The following is a 15,069-nucleotide window of genomic DNA, read 5'->3' as shown; positions in this document are numbered from 1 at the left end:
GCATGCTTCGACCGTTGTCAATATTAATACAAGCAAGAAGTCTGGCAAGGCATTACCTTGCCCAAAGCGCCTTGCTTGTCACATTGGGTGCCCTGTTAGGAGGGTACTCTCAGATGGCAGACAAAATTGGTTGCCTTCAACCTCTAAGTGCCCTGGTGGGGGCACTTTTTTTGTCGCGGAAATGAACACGCATGAAAAGACGCCTTGATGAAAAATGAGAATCAGGGGATAATGGAAGCAGGTAATCAGTAAGCACGCTGTGGTGTCGATCAATCATCAACAGAGAAAAGGAGGCGCATCATGAAACAAACATACGAATGGCTGGACGCCTACTGTCTGGGCCGGCCGGCTGCAGAAAAAGATTATAAGGAAGAATGGGGTGTTGACCGTTACCAGGTGGGTGGAAAAATGTTCGGCATGCTGGGACATGACAATGAAGGACGGCATATCCTCACGCTGAAATGTGAGCCGGCCTTTGGACAGCATCTGAGAGCCACTTATCCGGAAATTCGCCCGGGGTATTACATGAACAAGGAACATTGGAATTCAGTGGATCTGGACGGTCAGGTGCCAAGTGAAGTGCTGCGGCAAATGATTGACATGTCCCATGAGCTGATTGTCAGCTCCCTCAGCAAGAAAAAACAGCGGGAGCTGTTGGGAGAAGAAGTCACTTCGTAAGGTCTGCGTATGGGGGGAGATTGATCAGCAAGTTGTCAATTAACCGGGTATCACCAATGCGCACGGCCACAGCCAGCAGCATGGATGCCTGCTGTTGTTCAAGGGGTGTCAGCGTGACAGGATCTGCAACGGCGGCATATTCCACATGAACCAGTGGTTCGGAGACCAAATGCGACAGCAGCAGCTGTTGAAGGATCAGTGGCGATGTTTCACCAGCCTGTGCCGCCTGTTCAGTTGACAGCAATGCCTGGTAAATGATGCCGGCGGCCAGGCGTTCTGAAGGAGAAAGATAAGCGTTGCGGGAGCTCATGGCAAGACCGTCTGATTCTCTGAGAGTTGGCATGGGGACAATGCCAACGTTCATGTTCAGATCAGCGGTCATCTGCTGAATGACGCGCAGCTGTTGAACATCTTTTTGACCGAAATAAGCACGATGAGGTGCGACGATATTCAGCAGCTTGCAGACAACAGTGGCTACAGCATCAAAATGACCGGGGCGATGAGCGCCGCAGAGATGTTGGGTCAAAGAACTCAGATGCAGGGTGGTTTGATAGCCGGGGGGGTATATGTCTGACGCACTTGGCAAAAAGACAGCCGTGGCACCGGCGGCGGCCGCCAGAGAACAGTCCTGATTCCAATCACGGGGATAACGTTCGTAATCTTCGTTTTCGCCAAACTGGGTGGGATTCACAAAAATACTCACCACCACTTCATGACATTCCTGACGGGCTGCCTGGATTAAAGACAGATGGCCTTGGTGAAGAGCCCCCATGGTGGGCACCAGGCCAATGATGTGGCTTTTTTTTCGGGCCTGGCAGGAAAATTGCTGCATTTTTTCAATGTTCTCCATTTTTTTCATAACACATGCCTCCAACACAACGAGTATGGCTCCCGAAAGGATACCATCTGTATTGATTCTACCATGCAAGGTCAAATCTGGTGAAGGGACTTTCGTTGAAAGTCCTTCGCAGAAAGACAATCACAGGCCAAAGTGTCTGTATTATGGTATAATGGGGAAGGCGTTTTCATGTTATGATGATTATGGAAAGCAGGCGACTTCATGGAAATCAATGATAAAAGGGCCATGATATTATCCGGATCACTGCCAAAAATTCTCATTACCATGGCCCTCCCCCTCATGTTCAATAACTTTGTACAGATGCTGTACAGCCTGGCAGATACTTACTGGGTGGGAAACTATCTGGGAACTTCAGAATTGGCAGCTATTATTTTGGTTTTCCCTGTGCTCTATTTTACCCTTTCCCTGGGAATGGGTGTCAACATTGCCGGCACAGCGCTAATTTCAAGGTTCAGTGGCGCTGGCAGCCCTGCACAGGCAACGAAAGTGGCAGGGCAGCTGCTCACCTTTGCCCTGCTGATGGCAGTGGCAATCAGTCTCATGGGAACCCTGGCGGCTCCCTGGGTGCTCCGCATGATGGGTGCACAGGGAGCTGTGTATGTCTACGCTCTTCAGTATGTTCAAATCATGCTGTGGGAACTGCCTGCCCTCTTTGCTTTTTTTGTGTTCAATGCCATCCGCCAGGGACAGGGAGATACATATACCCCAATGGTACTGAATGTTTCCGGTGTGTTGCTGAACATTGTCCTGGATCCAATTGCCATCCTTTTTTTAGGGTGGGGCATTCGGGGGGTGGCAGCGGCCACGGTGTTCTCGCGAACTCTTTTTGCAGTCTATGCTGTTTACAGCCTTTTTCGTCAGGGCAACGGTATTCGGTTGAGGGGAAAAGACCTGAAGATGGACAGCGGCATATTGACGCAAATTGTTCGGATTGGATTACCTGCCTCCACCGGCCAGTCATTTTCAGCCTTCGGATTCATCATTCTCAATGCCTTTGTCATTGGCTATGGAGAAGGAACCCTGGCAGCTTTTGGTATTGGAAACAGGATTTCCATGGTGATTATCATGCCGGTGATGGGGATTGGAACAGCATTGGCCACCTTGGTGGGTCAAAATCTGGGAGCCGGCCAGCCGGAGCGGGCACGCCGGGCAGTGAGAACGGCGGCGCTGGGATCCATCACCATCATGAGTCTGGGCGGAATCATTCTCTTTCTGGCCGCCGATCTGGTGGTGGGAGCTTTCATCAAAAATGATCCGGAAGTCTTAAAACAAAGTCTTGACTACACCCGTCTGATCACGTTGACACTGCCATTAATGGCCATTTTTCAAATTCTGCTGGGTACATTTCAGGGGTCAGGCCATACCCTTTACGCCATGATGATGGATATGGGGAGGCTTTGGGTGTTCAGAATCCCGCTGATTCTCCTGCTTGGAAGATGGACATCCCTGGGGTCTCACGGCGTCTGGTATGCCATGGTCATCAGCAATGCATTGATTTGTTTCATGGGATGGCTGATGTATCGCAGTGGAAAATGGCAACAGCCCGTCATTCGTCATAATTGATAAAAAAATATCGATCTCCCCAAAATAATGGGGAAAAAACTACCACTTTTTCAATGAGTGTGATATAATTCAAGTGATCAACACAGGTGAAAACAAGGAATTGCAAAAGCTTCACTGTTGGAAAAGTTCAAATAGACTGAAAATGAGTCCGGTTCTTCCTTGACAATGAAAACGTTTTCAGGTTATGCACTTTTCTGGGGAGCAACTGCAACGAGGAAGATTCACCTGAACAAGAATAATCATTTATGATGAGGAGGCAGTCAAATGGCCGAAAAAACCCTTAACCCGTTTGAAATCGCACAGCAGCAAGTGAAAGCAGCGTGTGACAAACTGGGAACCCCGCCTGAAGTGTACGAAATTCTGAAAAACCCCATTCGCGTTCTTCAGGTATCCATCCCGGTGAAAATGGACGATGGCTCCATTCGTACTTTCATCGGTTACCGGTCACAGCACAATGATGCAGTAGGTCCCTTCAAAGGCGGCGTACGTTTTCATCAGGATGTTACCAGAGACGAAGTCAAGGCACTATCCACCTGGATGACATTCAAGTGCGGCGTTGTCGGCATTCCATACGGCGGCGGTAAGGGCGGAATCATCGTGAACCCTTACGATCTGTCAGAAAAGGAATTGGAAAGACTTTCCAGAGGATATGCCCGTGCCATTGCTCCCATCATTGGCGAAAAAATTGACATCCCGGCACCCGATGTGGGTACCACCGGTCAGGTAATGGCCTGGATGGTTGATGAATATGAAAAGACCACTGGTCGATTTGAACCCGGTGTCTTCACAGGAAAGCCTGTCAGCTACTATGGCTCACTGGCCCGAACTGAAGCTACCGGTTTTGGTGTTGCCATTATGGCCCGCTATGCAGCTGAAAAGAAAGGCATGGATCTTAAGGGACTGCCTGTTGCTGTTCAGGGCTTTGGTAACGTGGGTTCCTATGCGGCTATGTACATGGAGGAAATGGGTGCCAAAGTGGTTGCCATTTCTGATGTATCCTGCACCCTGTACCATGAAGACGGTCTCGACATTAAAGCTGTGATGGAGTATGCAAAACAGAACAAAACCAAAGTGATCACCGGATTCTCCGGCGCACAGAAAGAACTGGACCGCAATGCTGTACTGACGCTGGATGTGGATATTCTCATGCCTTGTGCCCTTGAGAATGTCATTAAATCTGACAATGTCAACGATATTAAAGCCAAAATTGTGTGTGAAGGTGCCAATGGCCCCACCACGCCTGAAGCAGACAAAATCATGAATGAAAAGGGCATCCTGGTGATTCCTGATATCCTTGCCAATGCCGGCGGTGTGACCGTTTCCTACTTTGAGTGGGTACAGAACCTGATGCGTTACAACTGGACTTTTGAAGAAGTTCAGGAAAAGCAGGAAAAGAGCATGAACAAGGCGTTTGATGATATCTGGGCGCTGATGAATGAACATCAGGTGGATATGCGAACCGCTGCCTACATGATGTCCATCAAGCGTGTGGCTGATGCCATGAAACTCCGTGGCTGGTATTAGAATTAACCTGAGCCGGTAATTGGTTCGGTTATGATCCAATTTAAAACCCTTTTATCGGAAGTGCCCGGTAAAAGGGTTTTTCTTTTGGAAGAAATAAGGTATGCTGAAGAAGAAGTATCAACGAGCACGTCAAATGATAAGGAGGGAGCTTCATGTTCAACGGCATTTACACACCGGTTCTCACACCTTTTACACGCAATGAAACCATTGATTACGAGGGAATGGCCCACAATTTAAGCCGCTGGGCGGCGACGGACCTATCCGGAATTGTGGTGTTGGGATCCAACGGCGAGTTTGTCTACCTGACTCAGGAGGAAAAGGAAGCACTGGCAGCATTTTGCATCAGTCATTTCCCCAAGACCAAAAAGGTCATCGTGGGAACCAGTTGTGAGTCGACGCTGGAAACCATTCGTTTCAGTAACAGGATGGCCGAGCTGGGAGCAGATGCCGTGCTGGTGCTGCCGCCCCATTACTATACAGGAAGCATGAATGAGAGTGTTCTTTATCAGTATTTCACCGATGTGGCCGACGCATGCCCGGTTCCGGTCATGCTGTATAACATGCCTGCCAATACGGGACTGAACCTGGGATCGGCACTGGTGGCCAGGTTGTCTCAGCATGAAAACATACAGGGCATAAAAGATACTTCCGGTAATATTGTTCAGTTGGCAGAGATGATTCGGGATGCAGCGCCTGATTTTGCGGTTTTTGCCGGAAATGCAGGCTATCTGCTGCCGGCTCTTTCTTTGGGAGCCCAGGGAGCCACCTTGGCCCTGGCCAACATTCTGCCTCAGGAATGCTGCCGGCTGATGGATTTATTTCATGCCGGTGACCTGGAGGAAGCCAGGCAGTTGCAGCTGAAAATGCTGGCCATCAATCATCTGGTAACCAGGGGAAAAGGCGTTTCAGCATTGAAAACAGCCGCAGACCTGCTGGGCTATACCGGTGGCATTCCACGTCGGCCGTTAGTGCCTCTTCAGAATGAAGAAGCGGCACTGGTGGCGGATACTCTGCGGATCTATGGCGCGCTGGCATAAACAGGAACTGTCTTAGTCAATCACAACTGTCAGGAGGAACCGGATTTGAACTGGAAGCATCTATTTGACATGCAGGCACAGCTGGATCGGCACATTCAGCAAAATCACCGATTGGAAGCGGAAGAACTCATCGGCCGAAAGATTCTGGCCTTTCAGGTGGAGCTGGGGGAATTGGCCAATGAGACCCGTTGTTTCAAATTTTGGAGTTTGAAACCACCTTCATCAAGGCAAGTCATTCTGGAAGAATATGTGGACGGACTGCATTTTCTGTTAAGTCTGGGGCTGACACTGGGATACCGGTTTGATCAACTGGAGGAAGTGTCGGTGGCGGCTGATCTTTGCGACCATTTCCAGCAGGTTTACCGAACAGCCACCCATTTCGAAGAAGAAACATCCCGCTCCAAATACCAACAGTTGTTCCAGGCGTTTATGGCACTGGCGGCCAAACTGGATCTTGACAGTGAAGCGGTCATGGAAGCTTACATGGAGAAAAACACGGTGAATTATCAACGTCAGGAAGAAGGGTATTAAAACAAGAAGGGTATGATAGTAAAAAGGATTTTAAAAGGGTAAAGGGCAAGTGAAAGAGTGGGATTTGAGAGGGATGATGTGATGCCAGAAGTGCCGGTGTTGGAGATGCGGGGATCTGTTTTTATGGAAAAGAGGATTCGGGAAATGGGGAGCGAAGCTTCGGTGGAATGGAAGCTGCTTACCGCCGGATGAGCGGCCTATGTGGCACCAGTGCTGGTGCCCATGAAAGACCGTGTGGAAGGGGTGTCCTATCATCTCATTCGACTGAACAGAACTGTGATCATTGAGATAGAAGACGAAATACTGGCAATGCAGCAGCTGTTTTCTGACACGGGTGAAGTGAAGCTTCACGTGGAAGGGGCCGGCGAGTTTGTGTTAACACCTGTGGAATAGTGTTGAAAAGCGAGTCCCGGATCACCGGAACTCGCTTTTTTAGCGGCTGCTTCTTTACTCGAAGGCTTTAATGAGAATACTGGCGTTGTGTCCTCCGAAGCCCAGCGAATTGGAAAGGGTGGCCTTAACTGAAGCCGAAACTGCCTTGTTGGGCACGTAGTTCAGGTCGCAGGCGGCGTCGGGATTTTCATAATTAACAGTGGGCGGCACCAGCTGGTGCTGCAGAGCCATTACGCAGGCAATGGCTTCCACACCACCGGCGGCCCCCAGCAGATGGCCGGTCATGGATTTGGTGGAACTGACCAGCAGGCTGGCGGCATGGTCGCCAAAGACCTTTTTAATGGCAAGGGTTTCCAGCCGGTCGTTGTAATCGGTGCTGGTGCCGTGGGCATTGATGTAATCAATGGCCTCTGGAGCTAAACCGGCATCTGCCAGTGCCTTTGTCATGGCTCTGGCGGCCCCGGCGCCTTCCGGGTCGGGAGCAGTGATATGGTGGGCATCTGTGTGAGTGCCGTAACCTGCCATTTCGGCATAGATGGTGGCGCCTCGTGCCTGGGCATGTTCCAGTGATTCCAGAACAATTACCCCGGCACCTTCTCCCATCACGAAGCCGTCTCGCTCAGCATCGAAGGGGCGACTGGCCTTGGCGGGGTCGTCATTTCGGGTGGAGAGGGCTTTCATGGAAGAAAAGCCGGCAATGGAAATGGGAGTAATGGAAGCTTCGGTGCCTCCGGTGATGATGGCTTTGGCCGCGCCCCGCTGGATCATTTTGAATGCTTCGCCGATGGCGTTGGTGGCAGAGGCACAGGCAGTGACGATGGTCATGTTGGGCCCCTTTGCATGTGTGAGGATGGCCACCTGACCGGCAGCCAGATTGGAGATCATCATGGGGATGGTAAAGGGGCTGACCCGGCGGGGTCCCCGGTTCAGGAGATTTTGGTGCTGTTCTTCCAGGGTGGTCAGGCCGCCGATGCCACAACCCAGAATCACGCCCAGCTCGTCAGGGTCAATGCCACCCTGATCCAGGCCGGCGTTTTTCAGCGCTTCCAGTGATGCTACCGCTGCGAACTGGGTAAAGCGATCCATCTTTTTGGCTTCTCGTTTATCCAGCACCTGATCCGGTTCAAAATTTTTCACCTCAGCGGCAAACTGAACGGGAAATTCGGAAGCATCGAAATGAGTAATGGGAGCAGCGCCTACGGCACCACTCACAAGCCCTTTCCAAAAACTGTCAACACCGGTACCGATGGGCGTGACACATCCCATGCCGGTGATCACGACACGTTGATTGTTCATAAAAACCCTCCTTCTAAAAGAACAGGACTTCGCCGTCAGCGGCAGTGTCCTGTTCAATCATGGCTGCAAGACACCGAAAGGCTTACGCCTGACGTGACTCAACATAGCTGGCGATGTCGCCGATGTTCTTGAACTGTTCTGCATCTTCGTCGGAGATTTCAATGCCGAACTCATCTTCAATGGCCATGACAATTTCCACGGCGTCCAGTGAATCTGCTTCCAGGTCGTTCATGATGGATGTTTCCGGCTTAATGATGCTCAGATCATCAATTTCAAGTTGCTCGGCAATGATTTTAGCGATTTTTTCAAACATGGTTGGTTTCCTCCTAGTTTTGGTTTCGTGGTTGGTTGATTGGTTTATGGCGTGAACTCATTCAAGGAGTATTCATTGAATGAGAGTTCATCTGATGTTACATGGCCATGCCGCCGTTCACCTGCAGTACCTGACCGGTGATGTACCGGCCGCCGGCACCTGCCAGATAGGCAACGGCTTCGGCAATGTCTTCTGCTTTGCCCAACTGATTCAATGGGATTTGGGCCAGCAGCTGTTCTTTTACCTGGGTTGAAAGGGCATCGGTCATTTCGGTTTCAATAAATCCCGGCGCCACGGCGTTCACGGTAATGCGTTTGGGGGCCAGTTCCCGCGCCAGGGATTTGGTCAGGCCGATGAGACCTGCCTTTGATGCGCTGTAATTTGACTGGCCGGCATTCCCCATAACGCCCACAACAGAAGAAATATTGATGATGCGACCGCCTTTGGCCTTCATCATATCTTTGGCAACGGCCCGGCTCATGAGAAAAGCGCTGGTCAGATTGGTATCCATTACCTGATGCCAGTCACTGGTTTTCATGCGCACCAACAGGCCGTCCCGGGTGATGCCGGCGTTATTGATCAGAATAGTGACAGGTCCAAAGGTTTCCTTGATGGCAGCCATCATACGGGTGACTTGCTCCTCATCGGAAACATCAGCCTGTGCAATCATGGCAGTGCCACCCAGTGATTCGATGGTTTCTTTAACCTCAAGCGCCGAGTTCTCCTGCCGGGCATAGTTGATCACGATCCGTGCGCCAGACTGAGCCATCTTGAGGGCAATGGCCCGGCCGATGCCCCGGGAGGCTCCCGTGATCAGCACCACTTGATTGGACAATTCCATGATAACCCTCCTTTGATAATGTTTCTGCAACGTTGTTCAATTGCTCGAAAGTTTCAATGTGCATGCCGGAGGCGTTCAGCCTGTGAGTTTTAGCAGTACGTTTCACAAAGCCTGTCAGGCTGTTGGATGGGCCGATTTCAACAAAGACAGAACAGTCGGCCTGCATCATGGTCAACAGGTTTTTTTCCCAAAGAACGGGGTGACTTACCTGTTTCACCAGCGCGGCGGCAATTTCAGTGGGATCAGTCATGTCGCCGCCAGTGACATTGCTGAAGAACAGCTGGTTTGGTGCTTGCAGGGAAATGGTCGCCAGGTTTGATTTCAGCCGTTCGCCTGCAGAGTCCAGCATGGGAGTGTGGAAGGGAGCACTGACGGTAAGCATCACCGCTTTTTTGGCGCCGGCTTCTTTGCAGGCTTCCATAGCTCTTTTCACAGCAGCGGTTTCTCCCGAGAGGACAATCTGTCCGGGGCAGTTGAAATTGGCAACGGCGACAAAACCGACACGGCGTCCGGCGGAGAGGCAGTCTTCCAGCGCTTCCGGGTCAAGACCCAGAATGGCGGCCATCCCGCCTTTATCTTCGGGAACAGCCTCCTGCATGTACTTCCCCCGGTACCGTACCAGACGTACGGCGTCGGCAAAGGCAATGGAACCAGCGTGTACCAGGGCGGTGTATTCCCCCAGACTGAGACCGGCAGTCATGGTGGACTGGAATCCCAGCGCAGTGAAGGTGCGGAGCATGGCCACACTGGTGGTTAGAATGGCTGGCTGCGTGATTTCTGTGCGGGTCAGTTCCGATTCAGGGCCTTCGTGACATAGACGGGCAAGAGGGATGCCCAGGGCTTCTTCTGCCTCCTGGAAGGTTTCCCGGGCCAGGGGATGCTGCTGGTAGAAGTCTTTGCCCATTCCCACGTACTGAGCGCCCTGACCGGGGAAAATGAATGCCAGATGGGTCATGGAGCGGTCACTCCTTTCAATTGGTTTAACATTTCCAGCTGCCGACCGGCATCCTCCATGATCTGGTGAATGATGTCGGCACAGGGCAGAATATCCTGCATCATACCGGCGATTTGACCGGCCATGACAGAGCCATTTTCAATGTCGCCATCCTGAACGGCGATGCGCAGACGGCCGGTGCCCATTTTTTCGATTTCTTCCTGACTAATACCTTCCTTCTCCATGCGGAGCAGGTCGCGGGTGAATTTGTTTTTCAATACCCGTACCGGATGACCGGTACTGCGGGCGGTGACGATGGCATCCCGGTCACCGGCTTTCACCAACATCTCTTTGTAAGCGTGGTGGGCTTCGCATTCCACCGAGCAGACAAACCGGGTACCCATTTGAACTGCCTGTGCTCCAAGGGCCAGTGCTGCCAATAGGCTGTTGCCATCGGCAATACCGCCGGCGGCAATCACGGGAATTTTCACCGCCCTCACCACTTGGGGCACCAGCGCCATGGTGGTGAGCTCACCAACATGACCGCCAGCTTCGGTTCCTTCCACAATGACAGCATCAGCCCCCTGTTTCTCCATGCGCTTGGCAAGAGCAACGGAAGGGACAACGGGAATGACGCTGGCTCCATAGGACTTGAACAGTTCCATGAATTTTCCAGGGTTCCCGGCACCGGTGGTAATCACTGGCACCTGTTGTCGACAGACAACTTCCACCACTTCGTTCACAAATGGGGAAAGGAGCATGACATTCACCCCAAAAGGTTTGTCTGTCAGTGAGCGGGTGCGGATAATTTCTGCTTCAACCACCTGTGCAGGCGCATTACCGGCAGCGACGATTCCAAGGCCGCCGGCATTGGAGACCGCAGCGGCCAGCGATGCGGTTGCCACCCAGGCCATACCACCCTGGAGAATGGGAACGCGTATATTTAATTGTTGACATAAAGGGGTCTGAAAGTTCATGGAAGTTCCTCCTTGCTACTTTTCGTGTACCATTGTGTGAGTATCAGCGTGTCCACCTGAGAAGAGAAGCTCCCCAGGTGAGACCGCCGCCAAATGCCAGCATTAACACCAGCTGCCCGGGTTCTATCAGTCCCTTGCGCCAGGCCTCATCCAGGGCCACTGGGATGGAGGCGGCCGACATGTTGCCGTAATGCTGCAGGTTCATGAACACTTTTTCCGACGGGATCTGGAGGCGCTTGCCCAGGGTTTCGATGATGCGCCGGTTAGCCTGGTGAGGCACCAGCCAGTCGATGGCGCTCAGGGGTGTGTCGGTATTTTTCAGCAGGTTCAGGGCTGCCTGTTCCATGGCGCGAACTGCCATCTTAAATACCTCGCTGCCGTTCATCTGAATATAGTGCTGTCGCAGGGGGAAGGTTTCTGGAGTCAAGGGGATGCGGCTGCCACCGGCGGGTACTTGTAGAATGTCGCCAAAGCGTCCGTCGGAGCCCAGCTGAGTTCCCAATAGTCCTGGGGAATCTTCCGATGCGCTCAGTACTACGGCTCCGGCACCATCACCAAAGAGAACGCAGGTGTTGCGATCCTGAAAATCAACGATGTGGGTCATCAGGTCAACACCCACCACCAGCACATGACGGCAAACACCATTTTCGATGTACTGGGCGCCATTTGACAAGGCGAATAGAAATCCGGCACAGGCAGCGCTCAGATCATAAGCAAAGGCATTAAAGGCTTTCAGATTCTTTTGCAACACACAGGCGGTGGATGGAAAAATCATGTCGGGGGTACTGGTGGCCACGATAATGGCACCCAGGTCAGAAGCTTCAATACCTGCTGTGGCCAGTGCTTTTTCAGCGGCTTCGGTTGCCAGGTCAGAAGCTGCCTGACCAGAAGCTGCCTGACGGCGTTCATGAATGCCGGTGCGGGTACGAATCCATTCATCATTGGTATCCACCAGGCGTTCGAGGTCTTTATTGGTAATGACAGTTTCAGGCACCTGGCTGCCGATGCCGCTTAAAATTGCCTTTTGTTGTAGACTCAATACATTCACTCCTCGGACCCAAAGGGAAAAATACGAACAGGATATAGTGATAACTATTAGGACCAGATACTAAAAAAATAATAACAGAATTTAAGTCGATGCGCAAGTCTTTTTCTGAAATGGGCCGCGGTATGGTTGGTCATGTGAATGATTAATGTGAAGGAAAAGTGAAAAATGGAATGTGCTTTAATAGAACAACTAAACGAAATAGTGTTACAAAATAGAACACTGTGGAAGGGGCGCATCGTACGAAAATGACACACCTGCCTTGTCGCACAATGGAGGAATATGATATACTGATTTTCAAGAAAATTCCATCGAAATCGTGAAGTGAGGTGCTAAACCGTGAAAATGAATGTAACGGAAATCATGGCCTGTATTCCCCATCGATATCCCTTTTTACTGATTGATGGTGTGGAGATTGAAGACGCGGGAAAAAGAGCAGTGGGCTTTAAGAATGTCACCATCAACGAGCCTTTTTTTCAGGGGCATTTCCCTCAGGAACCTGTGATGCCAGGCGTTTTAATTCTTGAGGCCTTGGCGCAGGTGGGTGCTGTGCTGCTGCTCAACGAACCGGATTACAAGGGGAAAACGGCTTATTTTGCCGGGGTGGACCAAGCCCGGTTCCGGCGCAAGGTGGTACCGGGTGATGTGCTGCGACTGGAAATTGAAATCACCAAACTGCGACGTTCTTTTGGTGCTGGGAAAGGTGTGGCGACGGTGAACGGCGAAAAGGCAGCCGAAGCGGAAATCCTCTTTGCCATTTCTTGAGGAACCGCTGCTGCTGCCTGATATTGATGGAGAAGGCATGGGTTGCCAGTCTGGTTCGGACTGACGCTGTCTGGATGATCGACTGATGAATGGACTCATTAGGTGCGGTTATATCGATGGGGCGGTGAGCTTCATCAAAAAGGGATAGGCTGTGGGGAGGGTGTTTTGACAATGCGGCAGCGGCAGTCATAGTAGATGGCCTGCATGCCAAGATCTGACAAACCTGCATCTGTCAGATGGTTCACAGCGCCCTGATGTAACCAGCTGCCCTGATTCATCACCATGGTGTCGTGACGTACCCGGTCATCCAGTCGAAAACGAACCGCCAGTGATCCGTTGGCAGATTCCAGATAGAGGCTGGCACCCTCGATAACGCCATTTGTTTCTGCGGTGTCGGGGTGAATACGCACTTCGGGGATTTGGTGAACTGGTTGTGTGCGCAGGTGCTGGGTGTGAAGTGAACTGGAAGTGTGAACCGTTAGTAAATGGTAAGGATAGTCGGGCTGGTGGGGAGAAGCCAGAAAAAAGGCATCAGGATCTTCCGGTTCAATGAACTCAAACTGACCCGAGGGGGTTTCAAAGACACCCGTCTTCCAGGGCAGTTCCCGGCCGGGAACAGTGATGCGTTTTCCTTTAAGAGCGTCTGGTGTGATGTTCAGGTAACGGCACAAAGGGGCCACGGCAGTGGCCAGGTAAGTGTCCACATTCGGGTATCGTTCCAGAAAATCCTTCAGGTCCAGCCTGCGGGCCAGTTCCTGAAAAATAGTGAATTCATGGCGCGGGCCTTCTGGAGGGGTGACAGCCTGCTCCGTCCAGGTAAGCTGGTTGTGCCACATGGAACCGAACACCACGTCAGATTCTTCCAGAATCATGGTGGCGGGCAACACGTAATCAGCCTGCTGGGCGGTATCGGTCATAAAATGATCAATGACCACTTTGAAAGGTATCTGCCGAAAGGCCGCCAGGGTGGCGTTGGTGTCAGGCAGCTGAACAACGGGATTGCCCTTGGTTACCAAGATGCCCTGAACCGCTGGTGAAGGCTGACTGTTGATAAATGCAGCAAACCGGCTGCGGGGAAAGGTGCGCCCGGTTGCTGACGGAGCGTTTTCCAGATAATCGTGGTCAATCCACTGGCTGGTGTGACGGTGAGCGTAGCTGACGCCGCCACCGGGTACTCCCAGATTGCCGGTGAGGGCTCCCAGGGCGTCGATGAGGCGCACATTGCGGCCGCCAAACCGATTTCGCTGAACGCCATAACCCAAGTAAATGGCAGCAGATGGTGCCTGGCCATAAGTGTCGGCAAGACGGTGAACCTGATCAGCGCTGAGTCCGGTGGCCTCGATCAGGCTTTCCATGGAAAACTGTTCCAGTTGATCCAGGAAAGCACCGGCTCCCTGGCAATGCCGCTGGAGATAACTCCTATCCAGCCATTGTTTTTCTTTCAGCCTCTTGGCCAGGGCCAGGGCCAGATGACCGTCACTGCCGGGGCGCAGTGCCAAATGTTCATCAGCCAGAGAAGCGCTGGCGCTCTTCACTGGATCAATGAGAAAGACGGGTACTTGTCGTTCTCGCAGCTTTTTAATAAAAGGGACCAAGTGAATATTCGTAGCGGCGGGGTTGCGTCCCCAGAGCACCAGGCAGTGGGAATTGGTCAGATCTTCCGGAGGATGGCTGTAGCTATTTCCAAAATCCAGTTTCTGGGCCGCCAATCCTGCCCCCAGACATAGGCTGCCTACAGGAGTGGTGACACCTCCCAGCGCGTTGAAAAAGGCTGTGTCAATATTTTTGGAGAGGCCGCCATGGCCGCCCTCGCTGTAATGAATCATGGCGGTGGGTCCGTGATCTGCCAGCAGTAGCTTCAGCTTCAGAGATATTTCATCCAGCGCCTGCGTCCAGGAAATCGTTTCCCATGATTCTCCGTGGCGCTTCATGGGATGTTTTAGCCGGTCAGGGTGCAGAAACCGTTCAGTGATGGTCCCGCCTTTCTGGCACAGAAAGCCCTGGGTGATGCGGTCGTGGGGATCGCCGGCTACTTGAAGAACCTGGTTATTATCCACAGTGACCTTCATACTGCAGACATCCCAGCAGTCTAAAGAACAAGCGCTTTGAAAAATCGGCACACGTATCATCCTTTCATCAAGTGCATGGTTACTTTTATTATAGCTGGGTTGAGGCAAAAGGCAATAGCGGGGCAATGACAACGAAGCTGTCGGGATGCTGATGAGGGTAAGGGGCTAACTTGTCGTGGTGAGATGAAGCCTGGGGAATGATTCAATGAACGTTGCAACTGCTAAGTTTTGGGTATGAATAGCA

General features: G+C 51.9%; 15 protein-coding genes. 7 read left to right on the top strand and 8 right to left on the bottom strand.

Annotation, left to right across the window (positions count from 1 at the left end; all coding sequences use genetic code 11):
- Positions 1–300 precede the first annotated feature (300 nt).
- Positions 301–678 carry an MmcQ/YjbR family DNA-binding protein gene (locus AAIG11_RS08430; RefSeq protein WP_343185801.1) on the top strand — a complete coding sequence of 126 codons (378 nt, stop codon included), beginning with the start codon at positions 301–303 and terminating at the stop codon, positions 676–678.
- Here AAIG11_RS08430 and panC read toward each other — a convergent pair.
- Entirely contained in the window at positions 668–1,537 is an 870-nt protein-coding gene (gene panC, locus AAIG11_RS08425; RefSeq protein ID WP_343185800.1) for a pantoate--beta-alanine ligase, read from the bottom strand. The two genes, AAIG11_RS08430 and panC, sit on opposite strands and share 11 nt — an antisense overlap.
- Positions 1,538–1,738: 201 nt before the next feature.
- Between panC and AAIG11_RS08420 the strand changes: the two genes are divergently transcribed.
- The 5 genes from AAIG11_RS08420 to AAIG11_RS08400 all read left to right on the top strand — a co-directional run bounded on the left by AAIG11_RS08420 (position 1,739) and on the right by AAIG11_RS08400 (position 6,585).
- On the top strand, positions 1,739–3,100 hold the full coding sequence (locus tag AAIG11_RS08420) for an MATE family efflux transporter (protein WP_283410295.1): 1,362 nt from the start codon (positions 1,739–1,741) through the stop codon (positions 3,098–3,100).
- Positions 3,101–3,364: 264 nt separating this feature from the next.
- Positions 3,365–4,624, top strand: a complete 1,260-nt coding sequence (locus AAIG11_RS08415) for a Glu/Leu/Phe/Val family dehydrogenase (RefSeq protein ID WP_343185799.1) — start codon at positions 3,365–3,367, stop codon at positions 4,622–4,624.
- 152 nt (positions 4,625–4,776) lie between these two features.
- Positions 4,777–5,661 (top strand): dihydrodipicolinate synthase family protein, encoded by an 885-nt coding sequence (locus tag AAIG11_RS08410; RefSeq protein WP_343185798.1) that lies wholly within the window; start codon positions 4,777–4,779, stop codon positions 5,659–5,661.
- A gap of 45 nt (positions 5,662–5,706) precedes the next feature.
- Positions 5,707–6,192: a dUTP diphosphatase gene (locus AAIG11_RS08405; protein WP_343185797.1), complete on the top strand. Its 486-nt coding sequence runs from the start codon at positions 5,707–5,709 to the stop codon at positions 6,190–6,192.
- A 201-nt stretch (positions 6,193–6,393) separates the two neighbouring features.
- Positions 6,394–6,585, top strand: a complete 192-nt coding sequence (locus tag AAIG11_RS08400; RefSeq protein WP_343185796.1) for a hypothetical protein — start codon at positions 6,394–6,396, stop codon at positions 6,583–6,585.
- 54 nt (positions 6,586–6,639) lie between these two features.
- Here the strand turns inward: AAIG11_RS08400 and fabF are convergent, their stop codons facing one another.
- From fabF to AAIG11_RS08370, 6 genes are all read right to left on the bottom strand, one after another.
- Positions 6,640–7,881: a beta-ketoacyl-ACP synthase II gene (gene fabF / locus AAIG11_RS08395; protein ID WP_343185795.1), complete on the bottom strand. Its 1,242-nt coding sequence runs from the start codon at positions 7,879–7,881 to the stop codon at positions 6,640–6,642.
- 82 nt (positions 7,882–7,963) lie between these two features.
- Positions 7,964–8,194 (bottom strand): acyl carrier protein, encoded by a 231-nt coding sequence (gene acpP, locus AAIG11_RS08390; protein ID WP_343185794.1) that lies wholly within the window; start codon positions 8,192–8,194, stop codon positions 7,964–7,966.
- 97 nt (positions 8,195–8,291) lie between these two features.
- Positions 8,292–9,014, bottom strand: coding sequence for a 3-oxoacyl-[acyl-carrier-protein] reductase (gene fabG, locus AAIG11_RS08385; protein WP_343185917.1), 723 nt, complete (start codon positions 9,012–9,014; stop codon positions 8,292–8,294).
- Entirely contained in the window at positions 8,902–9,990 is a 1,089-nt protein-coding gene (gene fabD, locus AAIG11_RS08380; RefSeq protein WP_343185793.1) for an ACP S-malonyltransferase, read from the bottom strand. Before fabD ends, fabG begins: the two co-directional genes overlap by 113 nt.
- Positions 9,987–10,946 carry an enoyl-[acyl-carrier-protein] reductase FabK gene (fabK, locus tag AAIG11_RS08375; RefSeq protein ID WP_343185792.1) on the bottom strand — a complete coding sequence of 320 codons (960 nt, stop codon included), beginning with the start codon at positions 10,944–10,946 and terminating at the stop codon, positions 9,987–9,989. Before fabK ends, fabD begins: the two co-directional genes overlap by 4 nt.
- Positions 10,947–10,989: 43 nt before the next feature.
- Positions 10,990–11,985 carry a beta-ketoacyl-ACP synthase III gene (locus AAIG11_RS08370; RefSeq protein ID WP_343185791.1) on the bottom strand — a complete coding sequence of 332 codons (996 nt, stop codon included), beginning with the start codon at positions 11,983–11,985 and terminating at the stop codon, positions 10,990–10,992.
- Between the two features lie 351 nt (positions 11,986–12,336).
- On the opposite strand from AAIG11_RS08370, the gene fabZ reads away from it, so the two are divergent.
- The gene (gene fabZ, locus AAIG11_RS08365) at positions 12,337–12,756 is read left to right on the top strand and encodes a 3-hydroxyacyl-ACP dehydratase FabZ (protein ID WP_343185916.1); all 420 of its coding nucleotides are present in this window, start codon (positions 12,337–12,339) and stop codon (positions 12,754–12,756) included.
- A gap of 134 nt (positions 12,757–12,890) precedes the next feature.
- Here the strand turns inward: fabZ and AAIG11_RS08360 are convergent, their stop codons facing one another.
- Complete coding sequence (locus tag AAIG11_RS08360) at positions 12,891–14,885, bottom strand: molybdopterin-dependent oxidoreductase (RefSeq protein WP_343185790.1); 1,995 nt, start codon at positions 14,883–14,885, stop codon at positions 12,891–12,893.
- Between the last annotated feature and the right edge of the window lie 184 nt (positions 14,886–15,069).

Source organism: Anoxynatronum sibiricum, assembly GCF_039414295.1.
Lineage (GTDB): Bacteria > Bacillota > Clostridia > Peptostreptococcales > Tindalliaceae > Anoxynatronum > Anoxynatronum sibiricum.
This window is presented reverse-complemented; position numbering and strand designations above follow the sequence as displayed.

What these genes read in the sequence shown, in the direction of transcription:
- fabF (WP_343185795.1), bottom strand. Translation starts at nt 7,881, where the DNA reads ATGAACAATCAACGTGTCGTGATCACCGGCATGGGATGTGTCACGCCC.
- AAIG11_RS08410 (WP_343185798.1), top strand. Translation starts at nt 4,777, where the DNA reads ATGTTCAACGGCATTTACACACCGGTTCTCACACCTTTTACACGCAAT.
- acpP (WP_343185794.1), bottom strand. Translation starts at nt 8,194, where the DNA reads ATGTTTGAAAAAATCGCTAAAATCATTGCCGAGCAACTTGAAATTGAT.
- AAIG11_RS08360 (WP_343185790.1), bottom strand. Translation starts at nt 14,885, where the DNA reads ATGATACGTGTGCCGATTTTTCAAAGCGCTTGTTCTTTAGACTGCTGG.
- AAIG11_RS08420 (WP_283410295.1), top strand. Translation starts at nt 1,739, where the DNA reads ATGGAAATCAATGATAAAAGGGCCATGATATTATCCGGATCACTGCCA.
- fabZ (WP_343185916.1), top strand. Translation starts at nt 12,337, where the DNA reads ATGAATGTAACGGAAATCATGGCCTGTATTCCCCATCGATATCCCTTT.
- panC (WP_343185800.1), bottom strand. Translation starts at nt 1,537, where the DNA reads ATGAAAAAAATGGAGAACATTGAAAAAATGCAGCAATTTTCCTGCCAG.
- fabD (WP_343185793.1), bottom strand. Translation starts at nt 9,990, where the DNA reads ATGACCCATCTGGCATTCATTTTCCCCGGTCAGGGCGCTCAGTACGTG.
- fabK (WP_343185792.1), bottom strand. Translation starts at nt 10,946, where the DNA reads ATGAACTTTCAGACCCCTTTATGTCAACAATTAAATATACGCGTTCCC.
- AAIG11_RS08415 (WP_343185799.1), top strand. Translation starts at nt 3,365, where the DNA reads ATGGCCGAAAAAACCCTTAACCCGTTTGAAATCGCACAGCAGCAAGTG.
- AAIG11_RS08430 (WP_343185801.1), top strand. Translation starts at nt 301, where the DNA reads ATGAAACAAACATACGAATGGCTGGACGCCTACTGTCTGGGCCGGCCG.